Below are 15,455 nucleotides of genomic sequence, written 5' to 3' on the forward strand. Positions count from 1 at the left end.
AGAAACCATCATGGCCAACAAAACCGCATTCCACTGGGACGACCCGCTGCTGCTGAACGAACAGCTGACCGACGACGAGCGCATGGTGCGCGACGCCGCCGCCGCGTACTGCCAGGACAAGCTGCAGCCGCGCGTGCTCGACGCCTTCCGCCACGAAGCCATGGACACCAGCATCTTCCGCGAGATGGGTGAGCTGGGCCTGCTCGGTCCGACCATCCCCGAGCAGTACGGCGGCCCGGGCCTGAACTACGTCAGCTACGGCCTGATCGCGCGCGAAGTCGAGCGCGTCGATTCCGGCTACCGCTCGATGATGAGCGTGCAATCCTCGCTGGTGATGGTCCCCATCCACGAATTCGGCAGCGAAGCGACCAGGCAGAAATACCTGCCCAAGCTCGTCACCGGCGAGTGGATCGGCTGCTTCGGCCTGACCGAGCCGAACCACGGTTCCGATCCGGGTTCGATGGTCACGCGCGCGCGCAAGGTCGAGGGTGGCTATTCGCTGAGCGGCTCGAAAATGTGGATCACCAACTCCCCGGTGGCCGACGTGTTCGTGGTCTGGGCCAAGGACGACGAGGGCGCGATCCGCGGCTTCGTGCTCGAAAAAGGCTGGAAGGGACTCTCGGCACCGGCGATCCACGGCAAGTTCGGCCTGCGCACGTCCGTCACCGGCGAGATCGTCATGGACGAGGTGTTCTGCCCCGAAGAAAACGCCTTCCCGGACGTGCGCGGCCTGAAAGGTCCGTTCACCTGCCTGAATTCGGCCCGCTACGGCATCGCCTGGGGCGCACTCGGCGCCGCCGAAGCATGCTGGCACACCGCGCGCCAGTACGTCATCGACCGCAAGCAGTTCGGCAAGCCGCTCGCCGCCAACCAGCTGGTGCAGAAGAAGCTGGCCGACATGCAGACCGAGATCACCCTCGGCCTGCAGGGCGTGCTGCGCCTGGGCCGCATGAAGGACGAGGGTACCGCGGCCGTGGAAATCACGTCGATCATGAAGCGCAATTCCTGCGGCAAGGCGCTGGACGTGGCGCGCCTGGCGCGCGACATGCTGGGCGGGAACGGCATCTCGGACGAGTTCGGGATCATCCGCCACATGGTCAACCTGGAAGTGGTGAATACCTATGAAGGCACGCATGACATCCACGCGCTGATCCTGGGACGCGCGCAGACCGGCATCCAGGCTTTCCAGTAATACCCCCTTCCATCGGTTCGTATCGCAGCACACGGTTCCACTTCGGAACCGTGTGCGCGGTCGCATGCCTACCCAGTCTTTCCTGTTGCTAAGCTGTTGTTTTACTGAGTGATTCCTGTTGACAGTACTTACAGGAAAAAATACAGTTTCAATAACGCGGCAATGGTTTTATCAAGCAAAACCGTGCCGCATAAAACATAAAACCAGGAGACACCCATGAAACAGACTCTGATCGCGCTGGCGGTGCTTGGCGCCTGCATGTCGAACGCGTCGGCGCAATCCGCCGTCACCATCTACGGCATCATCGATGCCGGCGTCACCCGGGTCATCAACGACAGCGGCAGCAACGGCAGCCGCACCACGGTCGAAGCCGGCCAGATGCAGGTGTCGCGCTGGGGCTTCCGCGGCGAAGAAGACCTCGGCGGCGGCCTGAAGGCGCGCTTCAACCTCGAAGGCACGCTGCTGAACGACACCGGCGGTGCCGGCGTGCCGACCGGTACGCCGTCTGCTACCGCCCTGTTCGACCGCGAAGCGACGGTCGGCCTGGCGGGCAACTTCGGCGCCCTCACCCTGGGCCGCCAGAACATCCTCGGCATCAATTCGGTCGGCATGGCCGACCCGATGGGCTTGGCCTTCGCGGCGACCAGCCCCAACGTGCTGTTTGCGGCGCTGAACAGCGCCGCCGTCTACGGGGGCTACGGCGCCAACAATGGCGGCTCCGCCCTGCGCCAGAGTAACTCGATCAAGTACGTGTCGCCTTACTGGCACAACCTCGGCATCGGCCTGATGCGCGCCTTCGGCGAGCAGCCCGGCTCGGTCCAGAAAAACAAGTACGAAGGCGTCTCGGCCTTCTACCACACCGGCCCGTTCGGCGCGGCCGCCGTGTATGCGCGCCTGAAGAACATCACCGCCAGCGAAGAACTCAAGTCGTGGGCCTTCGGTGCGCGCTACACCGGCACGCGCTTCTCGCTGCGCTCGACCTATGCCAGCAACGAAACCGACACCACGGGCCGCAAGATCACTGTGTTCGGCGTCGGCGTCGACGTCCCGGTGGCCTCTGCCGTCACCCTGACCGGCGCCGTCTACAACACCCGCCACACCGGCGACGCCCACGACGATTCGCAGCAGTACATCGCGATCGCCAAGTACGCCTTCAGCAAGCGCACCACCGGCTATGCCTCGATCGGGCATGCGCGTACCGATACCGTCGTCACCGCTACCCAGATCAACCTGGCGCAGGGTTTCGTGTCGGTGGGCAGCGATTCGGCGAACCGGATCACTACGGGTGTGATGCACTTCTTCTGAGCGGCGCCCGCTGCGCTACGCACGTCGTCTCCGTCTCCGCGGGGAGTCGTTTCCGGCAGTGCCGGAAACGACGGTCCTTCGCGGCCACGTCGGCTTATTGCGCCGCCGGGCGCCCCTGTAACGCACGCCACTGCACCTTGCCGGTCGCCGACTTCGGCAGCGTCTCGCAGAACTCCACGATGCGCGGGCTCTTGTAGGCGGCCATGTTCTGGTGCGCCCAGTCGACGATGTCCTGTTCGCGCACGCTGTCGCCGAAGCCATCCTTCAGCGCCACCACCGCCTTGACGGTCTCCCCGCGGCGCGGGTCGACGCAGGCCACCACGCATACTTCGCGGATCGCCGGATGCCGGTACATCAGCGCTTCCACCTCGGCCGGCCAGACTTTATAGCCCGAGGCGTTGATCATGCGCTTGAGGCGGTCGACCATGAAGAAATAGCCGTCCTCGTCGAGCCGCGCCAGGTCGCCGGTGCGCAGAAAGCGCTTGCCGTCGATCTCGACGAAAGTCTCGCGGTCGGCTTGCGGATTGTTCCAGTAGCCCCGCATCACCTGCGGCCCGTGCACCACCACCTCGCCGACCTCGCCGGGCGCGAGTTCGCGCATCGTGTCGGGGTCGACCACGCGCGCGTCGACGTCGAAGATCGGGATACCGAGGCACTGCTTCTTCGGCTGCGCACCCGGGTTGATGTGGGTCGGCGCCATGGTTTCCGACATGCCGTAGCCCTCGACGTAAGGGATGCCCAGCAAGTCCTGCAGCTTGCGCGCGATCGCGTCCGGCATGGCGGCGCCGCCGCCGCTCATGCGGGTCAGGCTCGACAGATCGTATTCGCCCACGCGCGGGCTCGAGAGCAGGTCGACCACCATGGTCGAGATCAGCTGCACCGCCGTGACCCGGTAGCGGCGGATGCACTCGGCGGCCGTGTCGCGGTCCCAGCGCGCCATCAGCACCACGGTGGCGCCGGTGAAGATCGGCCCGTTCATCCCGCCCTGCATGCCGGTCACGTGGAACAGCGGCAGCACTGCCAGCGTCACCGTGTCCTGCTGCGAACCGAACCACTGCATGCCGCCGACCGCGGTGAACATCACGCTCGCATGCGTGTGCATGCAGCCCTTCGGATTGCCGGTGGTGCCCGAGGTGTAGGGCATCACGCACAGGTCGTCCGGTCCCGCCAGCAGCGGGCCGGGCACGCAGTCCTGCGCCAGCACGGCGTGCCACGCCACCACCCCGCCGGCGTCGCCCAGGTCGCGGCGCGGCGCGGTCACGAACTCGGGCACGCGCAGGTCGGTCGGACGCTTCAGGTAATCGGCATAGGTCGCCACCACGGCGTGGCGCAGGCCCTGCCCCAGCAGCGGTTCGACCTGCGGCATCAGGTCCTGCGCCGCGAAGATGACGGCAGCGCCGGTGTCGTCCACGTAATGGCGCAGCTCCTCGGTCAGGTTCATCGGATTGACCGGCACCACCACGGCATTCGCGCGCAGGATCGCATAGTAGGCCAGCATGAACTGGGGGCTGTTCTGCATGTACAGCAGCACCCGGTCGCCCTGCCGGACGCCGCAATACTGCTGCAGGTAGCCGGCGATGCGCTCGGTCTCGCCCTTGAATTCGGCGTAGGTGAGCGGCGTATCGTAGAACAGCAAAAAGGGCTTGTCCGGATAGCGCGCGCTCGAGACCTCGAGGTTGTAGAACAGATTGGTCCGCGGTGCGGACAAGTGGCGCGGCAAGCCCTTGGGCCAGGCCGCGAAATGGCGCTGCGACATGCGGGTGTCTCCTAGTCGTTTTTGAATACCGCATCGAGAAACGTGGTTTCGCTGGAGACGATCCTAGCAGTGACAAAAAAGATTGTAAACGCGAGCAAAGCGCGTCATTACGCAGGGTGGACACACCATTGACAGTGCCGGACCCTTGTTTTACTGTGCAGAACAAATATATAAAACGTAAAACAAGGAAGCCGTACCAGATGACGCATCAAGCCAACGCCGAAGCAGTCCCGCCAGGATTCGAACCGCTGCAGCGTGGCGGCCCGTATGCCGCCGCCCTTGGCCCGCTGTACCTGCGCTACGGTGGCAACAACAGTGGCGAGCGGATCGTGATCGCGCTGCGGGTCGAGCAGCGCCACACCAACATGCGTGGCATCGCCCACGGCGGCATGCTGGCCAGCCTCGCCGATTGCGCGCTCGGCATCGGCCTGGCAATCGCCTGCGACGGCCGCCATTCCTTCGTCACGGTCAACCTGAGCAACGATTTCCTCGACGCCGCGCGGCCCGGCGACTGGCTCGAAGGCCATGTCGAGGTGCAGCGTATCGGACGGCGCATGGCCTTCGCCAACGGCTGGCTGCAGGTCGGCGAAAAACGCATCCTGCGCAGCAGCGGCGTGTTCGCGACGATGGACCCGCTGACGCCGGAGCAACTGGCGGCGGGCTATTAAATAGGCCGAATCAGGACTCGAGGCGCTTGGCGATCTCGATCAGGCGCGGACGCACCTCGTTCAGCAGGAATTCGGTCGACACGCTGGTGGACGGCCCGCCACAGTTGATCGCCATGATCTGGTTGCCGCCGATCGGCAGGAAGCCGACCGCGATGCCGTTGACTTCCTTCTGCCACTCGCCGAAGGCGGTGGTGCAGCCGTATTGCGCCTGGTCGCGCAGGGCCTTGTCGAAGCCCTGGCGCAGGCTCTGGTACGCCATCTCGTCGAGTTCGTGGCAGCGCTCGAAGATATCCTTGCGCTCCTGCTCCGGCGCGCGCACCAGGTAGGCGCGTCCGATCGCGGACGCCGCCAGCGGCATGCGCGACCCCACCTGCACCGACAGCGACAGCGCCGCCGTGCTGCGGCAGACTTCCACGTAGATCATCGACAGGCGGTCGCGCACCGCAATCGACACCGTGGTGCCGGAAAAATCGGCCAGCTCCTGCATCATCGGCCGCGCCAGCTGGCGGATGTCGAGACGCGCCAGCATGGCGCTGCCCAGGCCCAGGGTCGCGGTGCCGAGACCGTAGCGGCCGGTCTCGTCGTCCTGCACCAAGTAACCGAGGCGGGTCAATGTGTAGGTGAAGCGCGTGACGGTCGATTTCGGCAGGCCGCAGCGTTCGGCGATCTGCTGGTTGGTCAAGCCCTTATCGGCCGAGCGGAAGCACGACAGCACCTCGAGCCCGCGCGCCAGGGCCGTGATGAAATAGCGGTCCTCGGCGTTGCGCGACGGCTCGACGGCGTCGTCGACGCCATCGGCGGGGAGAATGCTGCTGGGCTGGTTGACTTGCATGGAATACCTGGGGCCTCGAAGTGGCGAATGCAGGACGCATTCTGGACATTCCATTTTACACGGGATTGTTTCGCCCAGAAAAACCCTCAGTCGAACTTGCTGAAGTCCGGCTTGCGCTTCTCGAAGAAGGCGGTGAACGCTTCCTTGGCCTCGGCGCCGGTCAGCATCGCGCTGAAACGCTCGTTCTCGACCGCGATCGTTTCCTTGACCAGCGCCGCGCGCGAGCGCTTCATCAGTGCCTTGGTGGTGCGGACCGATACCGGCGGCAGTTTCACGAGTTTGGCGGCCTGGCCCTGCGCAAAGGCCAGCAGTTCGGCGGCCGGCAGCACCTTGGTGACGATGCCCATCTCGAAGGCTTCCTGGGCCGGGAAGGCTTCGCCCAGCAGCAGTTTTTCGGCGGCGCGGGCATGGCCGGCGGCTTGCGCGACCAGCAGCGAGGACGCGAATTCCGGGCACAGGCCGAGCTGGGTGAAGGGCATCGAAAACTTGGCGCTGTCGGCGGCGTAGACCAGGTCGCAGTGCATCAGCAGCGTACTGCCGATGCCGACCGCCAGGCCGCTCACTGCCGCGATGACCGGCTTGCTGCAGCCTTCGAGCGCCTGCATGAACTGGAACACCGGGCGGTCTTCGGTCATGGCGCCGACACCGACGTTGTTGAGGAAGTCGTCGAGGTCGTTACCGGCGGTGAAGATCTCGGGCTTGCCGGTGATGAGGATGGCGCGCACCGATGGGTCCTGTTCGGCGTTGCGCAGGGCGGTGGCCAGCGTGCTGTACATGGCGCCGGTGATGGCGTTCTTGCGCTCGGGGCGGTTGAATTCGAGGGTCAATACGCCGTTGGCGGTGGTGCTGAGGATGTCCATTCAGGTCTCCGTTTTTTGGGTAATAAAAAAGGGTGGGGACGGTTTTCCGTACCCCACCCTTCTATCTGCTAAGCGATGCTTACACGCGCTCGATGATGCCCGCCGCACCCATGCCGGCGCCGACGCACATGGTCACCATGCCGTACTTCTGGTTGTTGCGGCGCAGGCCGTGCACGACGGTGGCGGCGCGGATGGCGCCGGTTGCGCCCAGCGGGTGGCCGAGGGCGATGGCGCCGCCCAGCGGGTTCACCTTCGACTGGTCCAGGCCCAGGTCGCGGATCACGGCCAGCGCCTGTGCGGCGAAGGCTTCGTTCAGCTCGATCCAGTCCAGCTGGTCCTGGGTGATGCCGGCGGCGGCCAGCGCTGCCGGAATCGCGACCTTCGGGCCGATGCCCATGATTTCCGGCGGCACGCCGCGCACGGCGAACGAGGAGAACTTGGCCAGCGGCGTCAGGTTGTGCTCCCTCAGGAACTTTTCGCTGACGACGATCAGCGCGCCGGCGCCGTCCGACATCTGCGACGAGGTCGCTGCCGTCACGCTGCCCTTGGCGGCGAACACCGGCTTCAGCTTGGCCATCGATTCCATGCTGGCGTCGGCGCGCGGGCCCTCGTCGGTGTCGACGGTGCGGCGCTTGACGTCGACTTCGCCGGTGGCCAGGTTCGGCGTGCGGGTGGTGATCTCGACCGGGGTGATCTCATCCTTGAAGTGGCCGGCCTGCTGGGCGGCGATGGCGCGGCGGTGCGATTCCAGGCCGAAGGCGTCCTGGTCTTCGCGCGACACCTTCCACTGGGCGGCGACCTTCTCGGCGGTCAGGCCCATGCCGTAGGCCAGGCCGACGTTCTCGTCGTCGAACACGCGCATGTTGATCGACGGGTGGTGGCCCATCATCGGCACCATCGACATCGATTCGACGCCGCCGGCGATCATGACGTCGGCTTCACCGACGCGGATGCGGTCGGCCGCCATTGCCAGGGCGGTGATGCCCGAGGCGCAGTAGCGGTTGACGGTGACGCCACCGACGGTGTTCGGCAGGCCGGCCATGACCACGGCCTGGCGTGCGATATTGAAACCCTGCTCGGCTTCCGGGAACGAGCAGCCGATCACGGCGTCGACGATCAGCGCCGGGTCCAGGTTCGGCACGGCGGCCATTGCGCCCTTGATGGCGGCGATCAGCAGGTCGTCCGGGCGGGTCTTGTTGAACATGCCGCGCGGCGCCTTGCCGATCGGGGTGCGGGTCGCTGCGACGATGTATGCGTCTTGAAGTTGTTTGCTCATGTCAGTAGTCCTGTTTTGTCCGCGACTTAGTTGCGCACCGGTTTGCCGGTCTGCATCATGCCCATGATGCGTTCCTGGGTCTTCGGATTGTTCAGCAGCGAGATGAAGGCCTTGCGCTCCATGTCCAGCAGCCACTGTTCGGAAACATAGCTGCCCTGGTCGATGTCGCCGCCGGTCACGATCTCCGCGATGGTGTCGCCCAGGTGGTAGTCGTAGGCCGAGATGAAGCCGCCGTCGCGCATGTTGACCAGCTGGCCGCGGATGGTCGCCCAGCCGTAGCGGCCGGTCACCGGCACCGGACGGCGCAGCGGTGCACGGTAGCCGGCGTCGAACATCGCACGCGCGGTGACCTTCGCCACGTGCAGCAGCTCGTACGGGTTGAACACGATGACGTCGTCTTCCTTCAGGTAGCCCATCGCCTTGGCTTCCAGCGCCGATTTCGATACCTGTGCGGTGGCGGCATTGGTGAAGCCGGTCTTCAGGAATTGCAGGATGTCGTTGCCCTTGGCTTCGTTCGCCGCGCGCAGCGCCGCTTCCTTCAGGCCGCCGCCGGCCGGCACCAGGCCGACGCCGACTTCCACCAGGCCGATGTAGGACTCGATCGAGGCCACGCGCTTCGACGCATGCAGCGCCATTTCGCAGCCGCCGCCCAGGGCCAGGCCGGCAACCGCTGCCACCACCGGGATGTTCGAGTACTTCATCTGCATGAAGGTGTCCTGCAGCTCGCGCACGATCGGTTCCATCGCTTTCGCGCCGCCGGTCATGAATGCCGGCAGGGCCGATTGCAGGTCGGCGCCGGCCGAGAACGCGCCGCCTTCGGCTGCGTCGGTATTCCAGATCACCAGGCCCTTGTAGCCTTTCGAGGCTTCTTCCATGCCGCGCTTGAGGCCCTTGATGACGCCGTCGCCGATCACGTGCATCTTGGTCTTCAGCGAGATCACCAGCACCTCGTCGTCCGAGTGCCACAGGCGCACCGATTCGTCCTCGAACACGGTGGTGCCGGCGGTCTTCGGATCGGCAGTGGTGCTGCCGACGACCGGTGCGCGGAACTGCTGGCGTTGATACACCGGCAGGTCGGACAGCGGCACGTAGGCGTTCTTGGTCACCGAGTACGAACCCTCGGCGGTGTGCACGCCCTTCTCGGCGACCGGACCTTCGAATACCCAGGCCGGGAGCGGTGCATCGGTCAGCGCCTTACCGGCGTCGATGTCTTCCTTGACCCACTGTGCGATCTGGGTCCAGCCGGCGGCTTGCCAGGTCTCGAACGGACCGACGCTCCAGCCGAAGCCCCAGCGCATCGCGAAGTCGACGTCGCGCGCATTGTCGGCGATGGTGTCGAGGTGGAAGGCGATGTAGTGGAAGGCGTCGCGGAAGATCGCCCACAGGAACTGGGCCTGCGGGTTCGACGATTCGCGCATCGCCTTGAATTTCTTGACCGGGTCCTTTTCTTTCAGGATGCGGCCGACGATGTCGGCGGCCTTGGCGCCGCCCGCCACGTAGTCGCCGGTGGCGAAGTCGAGGCGCTGGATATCCTTGCCGACCTTTTTATAGAAGCCGGCGCCGGTCTTCTGGCCCAGCGCGCCCTTCTCGATCAGCTTCGTCAGCACTTCAGGGGTCTTGTAGACGCCGAAGAACGGATCGTCCTGCAGGGTGTCCTGCATGGTCTTGATCACGTGGCCCATGGTGTCCAGGCCGACCACGTCCGCGGTGCGGAAGGTACCCGACTTGGCGCGGCCCAGCTTGGCGCCGGTCAGGTCGTCGACCACGTCCACCGACAGGCCGAACTTCTCGGCTTCGTGGATGGTGGCCAGCATGCCGAAGATGCCGACGCGGTTGGCGATGAAGTTCGGGGTGTCCTTGGCGCGTACCACGCCCTTGCCCAGGGTCGAGGTCAGGAAGGTTTCCAGCTGGTCCAGGATTTCCGGACGGGTCGACGGGGTCGGGATCAGCTCGACCAGGTGCATGTAGCGCGGCGGGTTGAAGAAGTGGACGCCGCAGAAGCGCGCCTTCAGTTCTTCATCAAAACCTTCGGCCAGCTTGCCGATGGAGAGGCCCGACGTGTTCGACGCGAAAATGGCGTTGGCGCCGATGTGCGGCGCGACCTTCTTGTACAGGTCGTGCTTCCAGTCCATGCGCTCGGCGATCGCTTCGATGATCAGGTCGCAGCCGGCCAGCAGGTCGAGGTTGTCCTCGTAGTTGGCGGCTTCGATCAGGGATGCGTCTTCCTTGTTGCCGAGCGGGGCTGGCGACAGTTTTTTCAGGTTCTCGATGGCTTTCAGGACGATGCCGTTTTTATTGCCCTCTTTGGCGGGCAAATCGAACAGCACGACCGGGACCTTGGCGTTGACGCAGTGCGCGGCAATCTGCGCGCCCATCACGCCGGCGCCCAGCACGGCGACTTTTTTGACGATGAAGTTGGACATATCGTTATCCTTTGATTGATCGTCGTCCCTGCGAAGGCAGGGACCCAAGTTCTACGCGATTCACGCAACTTGGGCCCCTGCCTGCGCAGGGGCGACGGTACATAGTGCAGCTCAGTGAACGTTCGTTAAAACGGTTCTGCGTGATGGGTCGTTTAGAACAGGTCCGCGTCCAGCGCCAGCAGGTTGTTCGCACCCGAACGCGCCTGGCGGATCAGCATCGCGGTTTCTGGGTACAGGCGTGCGAAGTAGAAGCGTGCGGTCGCCAGCTTCGACTCGTAGAACTTGTCGCCCGAGTCCAGCTTGGCCAGTGCGATCTTCGCCATCTGGGCGAAGAAGTAGCTGTACACCAGGTGGCCGACCACGCGCAGGTAAGGCACGGCGGCGGCGCCGACTTCGTCCGGGCTCTGGAAGGCTTTCATGCCGATTTCCATGGTCAGCTTGGTGACCTTCTCGCCGAGCTCGCCCAGCGGGGTGATGAACTCGGACAGCTGCTCGTCCAGGCCGTTCTCTTCGACGAAGGACTTGATCTTCTCGCCGAACTTGCGCAGCTTGGCGCCGTTGTCCATCAGGATCTTGCGGCCCAGGAGGTCCAGCGACTGGATCGTGTTGGTGCCTTCATAGATCATGTTGATGCGGGCATCGCGCACGTACTGCTCCATGCCCCACTCGCTGATGTAGCCGTGGCCGCCGTACACCTGCAGCGCTTCCGAGGTGGCGATCCAGGCGTTGTCGGTGATGAAGGCCTTGATGATCGGGGTCAGCAGCGCGACTTCGTCGGCGGCGTCCTTGCGCACGTCTTCGTCCGGGTGGTGCAGTTCGCGGTCGATCTGCAGCGCGACGTACGACGAGAAGGCGCGCGCGGCTTCGGCATAGGCTTTACCGGTCAGCAGCATACGGCGCACGTCCGGGTGCACGATAATCGGGTCGGCCGGCTTGTCCGGTGCCTTCGGGCCCGACAGGCTGCGCATCTGGATGCGGTCTTTGGCGTAGGTCAGCGCGTTCTGGTAGGCGACTTCGGTCAGGCCCAGCGACTGCATGCCGACGCCGAGGCGGGCGGCGTTCATGAACACGAACATCGCGTTCAGGCCTTTGTGCGGCTGGCCGATCAGGGTGCCGACCGCGCCGTCCAGGTTCATCTGGCAGGTGGCGTTGCCGTGGATGCCCATCTTTTCTTCGATTGCGCCGCAGAAGATCGGGTTGCGCTCGCCCGGCTGGCCGTCGGCGGTCGGCAGGAACTTCGGCACCAGGAACAGCGAGATGCCTTTCGAGCCTTCCGGCGCGTCCGGCAGGCGTGCCAGCACCAGGTGGATGATGTTGTCGGCGACGTCATGCTCGCCGGCCGAGATGAAGATCTTGGAGCCGGTGATCTTGTAGGTGCCGTCGCCTTGCGGCTCGGCCTTCGAGCGCAGCAGGCCCAGGTCGGTGCCGCAGTGCGCTTCGGTCAGGCACATGGTGCCGGTCCACTCGCCCGACGCCAGCTTCGGCAGGTAGACCGATTTCTGCTCGTCGGTGCCGTGTTCCTTCAGGCACTCGTAGGCGCCGTGCGACAGGCCCGGGTACATCGACCAGGCCTGGTTCGAGGAGTTCAGCATCTCGTAGAACGAGTTGTTCAGCGCCACCGGCAGGCCCTGGCCGCCGTATTCCGGATCGCAGGCCAGTGCCGCCCAGCCGCCTTCGACGTACTGCTTGTACGCTTCCTTGAAGCCCTTCGGGGTGGTCACGGTCTTGGTGGCGGCGTCGTAGTGGCAGCCCTCGCGGTCACCGGTGTGGTTCAGCGGGAACAGCACTTCCTGGGTGAACTTCGCACCCTCTTCCAGCACCTGGTTGATGATGTCGGCATCGACGTCTTCGTAGCGGGGCATGCCCTTGTATTCTTCCGAGACGTTCAGGAACTCGTGCAGAACGAACTGCATATCCCGAAGTGGCGCGACGTACTGACCCATGTTGATCTCCTGACGAAGGTAATGATTTATTTAGTGAGCGGGATTGCGGTAGTTTTCGATCAGGCGCGCGAAGCCGCGGTGGGCGCGGTCGACGGCACCGGGGAGGCGCAGGAAACGCGCATCGTGATGCACTGCCAGCACCAGGCCGTACATCTCGTAGACCAGCTGGTCGGCGTCGGTGCCGGCCTTGAGGTCGCCGCAATCGATGGCTTGCTGGGCACAGCGGACCAGCGCGCCCTGCCAGATGCGCACCATGCCGACCAGTTCCTCGCGGATCGGGCCGGGACGGTCGTCGTATTCGACGGCGCCGCTGATGTAGATGCAGCCGGAAGCGATCTCGACCGACACGCGCTTGAGCCAGCGATTGAACATCGCTTCCAGGCGCGGCAGGCCGCGTGCTTCCTTGATACTGGGAAAAAAGACTTCGTGCTCGAAGCGGCGGTGATACAGCTTGAGCACTTCGATCTGCAGGTCTTCGCGCGAACCGAAGTGGGCAAAGACGCCCGACTTGCTCATGCTCATGCGGTCTGCGAGCAGGCCGATGGTCAAGCCCTCGAGACCGTCACGGCTGGCGAGCTCGAGCGCAACGTCGAGAATCGCTGCCCGCGTCATCTCGCCCTTGCGCATGCTCATGGATTTGGCTGAAGTGCTGATAATATCCCCGCGTGAATCGAAAAAATCCGAACGCTCGTACTATTATCTACCAGCCGTGAAATGTCAAACGGGAAGTTTAGAGGTGGGGTTCTACTCCATCACCCGCCTGCGCGGGTGATGGCCCGGCGGTCGCGCTTGGTCGGCCGGCCCTTGATCGAGCTGCCCGGCTCGGGGAACATGCGGCGCGCCTCCTGGTCGTTGGCGCGTTTCTGGATACTGACCTCGGTTTCGCGGTACAGCGCCTGCGCCACCGGTGCCGAACCGCGCGTGCCCGACAAGCCCTGCACGATCACTTCCCAGCGGGTCGAGCCGTTATCGATGAGGATCTTGTCACCCACCTTCACCGAGCGCGCCGGCTTGACGTTCTCGGCGTTGATCTTGATTCTGCCACGGTCGACCGCCTCGGCCGCCAGCGTGCGCGTCTTGAAAAAGCGCGCTGCCCACAGCCATTTGTCGATGCGTACGTTGTCGTTTTCTGTCATTGGAGTCGATCAGGTAATCCCGACTCATGCGTAGCCAATGGTAAAGATACGCATGGTCAGTTTATATAAGAAATAAGCCGTCTCGTGCCCGCAACGCCGTACCCACGACAGCTTGCGCAGGTCTTCCAGTCCGACCGGCACGCCATCGGCGATGCCGTTCTGGATCTGCTGCGCCATGCTGGTGGCAAACCGGGCGTCGCGCACCACGACATTGGCTTCCTGATTGATAAATAGTGACAAGGCATCGCAATTACTAGACCCCACCGTGGCCCAGATGTCGTCGACCACCGCGACTTTCGCATGCAACTGGGTCTTGCGGTACTCGACGATGCGCACCCCCGCCTCCAGCAGCTCCCGATAAAAGGAGGCGGCCACCGCATCCTGCACCCGGAATTCGCCGACGCCGATCAGCAGGCAGACGTCGACGCCGCGCCGCGCCGCCTTGCACATGGCGTCGCGGAACTTGCGTCCCGGCGCGAAGTACGGCGTGGCCATCAGCACCCGCTTGCGCGCCTGGCCGATCGCCTGCAGGTAGGCGCGCTGGATGGTGCGCCGGTTGCGCAGGTTGTCGCGCACCACGAAACCGGCACGCATCGGCCGCTCGCCCTGGGCCGGCGGCTTCTTGCGCATTTCCTTGAACAGTTTCACGCGGCGGCCCAGCGCCAGGTGGCCGGTGCGCGCCCATTGCGCCTGCGCTTCGCGGTGGATCTCGTCGACCAGCGGCCCGCGCACGCGCACCGCGAAGTCCCAGCGCGGCGCCGGCAGCGGCTCGTGCGGCTCGTAGTCGCACAGCATGTCGTCGTTGGTATTGATGCCGCCGACGAAGGCGACTTCATTGTCGACCACGGTGACCTTGCGGTGGCTGCGCGCGGCGCCGCGCTTGAACCAGGGATTGAACATGCGGTAATGGACGCCGGCCGCCGCGAAGGTTTCGCCCAGGCGGCAGGCGACCCGGTTGCCGGTGCCGAACCAGTCGGTCACCACGCGCACCTTGACCCCGCGCCTGGCGGCCGCGATCAGCGCCTCGGTGATCGCGCGCGCGGTCTCGTCCTCCGCGTAGATATAGGTTTCGTACAGGATTTCCTGCCTGGCCGCATGCAGGGCCTCCAGCAGGGCCGGCAGGTAGGTACTGCCGCTTTCGAGAAGGGTAACGTCGTTGTTCGCTACGTAGGCAACCGAGCGCATGACCCTATGCCAGCTGCAGGTTGGCGACGATCGGCGCGTGATCCGACAAGCGCGCCCACTGCGGGCCGTGCAGCACTTCGGCATGCTCGACCTTGAAGCCGCGCACGTACATCCGGTCCAGGCGGAACCAGGGCAAGGCCGCCGGGAAGGTGCGTGCCGGCACCAGGCGCTGCTGGCGCCCCGCCACGTTGCGCACCAGGTCGCCGATGCGCGACGAACGCCGCTCCAGCTCGTCGAAGACTTCGACCACGCCCAGCTTCAGGCGCAGGCAATCGCTCAGGGTATTGCGCCAGTCGTTGAAGTCGCCGGCGATGATGACCGGCTCGTTTTCACCAGCCGATTCCTTTACGCAATTGACCAGAGCATCTGTCTGGCGCCGCCGGCTGCCTTCGAACAAGCCCAGGTGGACGACGTAGCAATGGATGTTACCGGCCTCGGTTTCCAAGATGCAATGCAGGATGCCGCGCTGCTCGTAGGCGTGATCGGAAATGTCGTGGTTGTGCATGTTCGCGATCGGGTACGCGGACAGCAGCGCATTGCCGTGATGGCCGTGGTCGTACACCGCGTTCATGCCGTAGGCCGCGTGCAGCGATTCGCCCGCGAAGAATTCGTGCTGCGCCGCTTCCGGCCAGTGGTGATGGGGACTGCGCACCTTTTCGCCATAGCGGGCCTGATAGCGATCGTGGCGTCCCTGCACTTCCTGCAGGAACACGACGTTCGCATCGAACAGGCCGATGGCCTTTTTCAGCGCCAGTACACGCGGCGTGCTGCGGAACGACGACACGCCCTTATGAATGTTATAAGTCGCAACACGTATTTTCATAAGAACATTTTAACCCCATCACTCGGAGTTTCTCGTCCGTGGCATGGCAATCGTGC

General features: G+C 64.6%; 13 protein-coding genes. 3 read left to right on the forward strand and 10 right to left on the reverse strand.

Going from position 1 to position 15,455, the window contains the following annotated elements:
- Nucleotides 1-10: 10 nt before the first annotated feature.
- Together FBX97_RS19135 and FBX97_RS19140 are read left to right on the forward strand one after the other, a co-directional pair.
- Entirely contained in the window at nt 11-1,192 is a 1,182-nt protein-coding gene (locus tag FBX97_RS19135) for an acyl-CoA dehydrogenase (protein WP_141835203.1), read from the forward strand.
- A gap of 216 nt (nt 1,193-1,408) precedes the next feature.
- Complete coding sequence (locus tag FBX97_RS19140) at nt 1,409-2,497, forward strand: porin (protein ID WP_141835206.1); 1,089 nt, start codon at nt 1,409-1,411, stop codon at nt 2,495-2,497.
- Between the two features lie 94 nt (nt 2,498-2,591).
- Here FBX97_RS19140 and FBX97_RS19145 read toward each other — a convergent pair whose 3' ends face one another.
- Nucleotides 2,592-4,253: a long-chain fatty acid--CoA ligase gene (locus FBX97_RS19145; protein ID WP_141835209.1), complete on the reverse strand. Its 1,662-nt coding sequence runs from the start codon at nt 4,251-4,253 to the stop codon at nt 2,592-2,594.
- A gap of 200 nt (nt 4,254-4,453) precedes the next feature.
- On the opposite strand from FBX97_RS19145, the gene FBX97_RS19150 reads away from it, so the two are divergent.
- Entirely contained in the window at nt 4,454-4,921 is a 468-nt protein-coding gene (locus FBX97_RS19150) for a PaaI family thioesterase (protein ID WP_141835212.1), read from the forward strand.
- A gap of 10 nt (nt 4,922-4,931) precedes the next feature.
- On the opposite strand, the gene FBX97_RS19155 is transcribed toward FBX97_RS19150, so the two are convergent.
- The 9 genes from FBX97_RS19155 to FBX97_RS19195 all read right to left on the reverse strand — a co-directional run bounded on the left by FBX97_RS19155 (nt 4,932) and on the right by FBX97_RS19195 (nt 15,399).
- Complete coding sequence (locus FBX97_RS19155) at nt 4,932-5,753, reverse strand: IclR family transcriptional regulator (protein ID WP_141835215.1); 822 nt, start codon at nt 5,751-5,753, stop codon at nt 4,932-4,934.
- An 86-nt stretch (nt 5,754-5,839) separates the two neighbouring features.
- Nucleotides 5,840-6,613: an enoyl-CoA hydratase gene (locus FBX97_RS19160; protein WP_141835220.1), complete on the reverse strand. Its 774-nt coding sequence runs from the start codon at nt 6,611-6,613 to the stop codon at nt 5,840-5,842.
- Nucleotides 6,614-6,692: 79 nt separating this feature from the next.
- On the reverse strand, nt 6,693-7,889 hold the full coding sequence (locus FBX97_RS19165) for an acetyl-CoA C-acyltransferase (protein ID WP_141835224.1): 1,197 nt from the start codon (nt 7,887-7,889) through the stop codon (nt 6,693-6,695).
- A gap of 26 nt (nt 7,890-7,915) precedes the next feature.
- Entirely contained in the window at nt 7,916-10,312 is a 2,397-nt protein-coding gene (locus FBX97_RS19170; protein WP_141835229.1) for a 3-hydroxyacyl-CoA dehydrogenase/enoyl-CoA hydratase family protein, read from the reverse strand.
- Between the two features lie 152 nt (nt 10,313-10,464).
- Nucleotides 10,465-12,255, reverse strand: coding sequence for an acyl-CoA dehydrogenase C-terminal domain-containing protein (locus FBX97_RS19175; protein WP_141835232.1), 1,791 nt, complete (start codon nt 12,253-12,255; stop codon nt 10,465-10,467).
- A gap of 30 nt (nt 12,256-12,285) precedes the next feature.
- The gene (locus FBX97_RS19180; protein WP_141837052.1) at nt 12,286-12,882 is read right to left on the reverse strand and encodes a TetR/AcrR family transcriptional regulator; all 597 of its coding nucleotides are present in this window, start codon (nt 12,880-12,882) and stop codon (nt 12,286-12,288) included.
- A gap of 125 nt (nt 12,883-13,007) precedes the next feature.
- On the reverse strand, nt 13,008-13,391 hold the full coding sequence (locus tag FBX97_RS19185; protein WP_141835235.1) for an RNA-binding S4 domain-containing protein: 384 nt from the start codon (nt 13,389-13,391) through the stop codon (nt 13,008-13,010).
- Nucleotides 13,392-13,415: 24 nt separating this feature from the next.
- Entirely contained in the window at nt 13,416-14,576 is a 1,161-nt protein-coding gene (clsB, locus tag FBX97_RS19190; RefSeq protein ID WP_141835238.1) for a cardiolipin synthase ClsB, read from the reverse strand.
- 4 nt (nt 14,577-14,580) lie between these two features.
- Entirely contained in the window at nt 14,581-15,399 is an 819-nt protein-coding gene (locus FBX97_RS19195) for an endonuclease/exonuclease/phosphatase family protein (RefSeq protein ID WP_141835241.1), read from the reverse strand.
- Nucleotides 15,400-15,455: the final 56 nt, after the last annotated feature.

The sequence above is a fragment of the Herbaspirillum sp. SJZ107 genome (genome assembly GCF_006715485.1).
Lineage (GTDB): Bacteria > Pseudomonadota > Gammaproteobacteria > Burkholderiales > Burkholderiaceae_D > Telluria.

Bases quoted from the DNA above. Each gene is read 5' to 3' on its own strand.
- FBX97_RS19180 (WP_141837052.1), bottom strand. From the start codon at position 12,882: ATGCGCAAGGGCGAGATGACGCGGGCAGCGATTCTCGACGTTGCGCTC.
- FBX97_RS19140 (WP_141835206.1), top strand. From the start codon at position 1,409: ATGAAACAGACTCTGATCGCGCTGGCGGTGCTTGGCGCCTGCATGTCG.
- FBX97_RS19155 (WP_141835215.1), bottom strand. From the start codon at position 5,753: ATGCAAGTCAACCAGCCCAGCAGCATTCTCCCCGCCGATGGCGTCGAC.
- FBX97_RS19175 (WP_141835232.1), bottom strand. From the start codon at position 12,255: ATGGGTCAGTACGTCGCGCCACTTCGGGATATGCAGTTCGTTCTGCAC.
- FBX97_RS19170 (WP_141835229.1), bottom strand. From the start codon at position 10,312: ATGTCCAACTTCATCGTCAAAAAAGTCGCCGTGCTGGGCGCCGGCGTG.
- FBX97_RS19195 (WP_141835241.1), bottom strand. From the start codon at position 15,399: ATGAAAATACGTGTTGCGACTTATAACATTCATAAGGGCGTGTCGTCG.
- FBX97_RS19160 (WP_141835220.1), bottom strand. From the start codon at position 6,613: ATGGACATCCTCAGCACCACCGCCAACGGCGTATTGACCCTCGAATTC.
- FBX97_RS19165 (WP_141835224.1), bottom strand. From the start codon at position 7,889: ATGAGCAAACAACTTCAAGACGCATACATCGTCGCAGCGACCCGCACC.
- FBX97_RS19135 (WP_141835203.1), top strand. From the start codon at position 11: ATGGCCAACAAAACCGCATTCCACTGGGACGACCCGCTGCTGCTGAAC.
- clsB (WP_141835238.1), bottom strand. From the start codon at position 14,576: ATGCGCTCGGTTGCCTACGTAGCGAACAACGACGTTACCCTTCTCGAA.
- FBX97_RS19185 (WP_141835235.1), bottom strand. From the start codon at position 13,391: ATGACAGAAAACGACAACGTACGCATCGACAAATGGCTGTGGGCAGCG.
- FBX97_RS19145 (WP_141835209.1), bottom strand. From the start codon at position 4,253: ATGTCGCAGCGCCATTTCGCGGCCTGGCCCAAGGGCTTGCCGCGCCAC.
- FBX97_RS19150 (WP_141835212.1), top strand. From the start codon at position 4,454: ATGACGCATCAAGCCAACGCCGAAGCAGTCCCGCCAGGATTCGAACCG.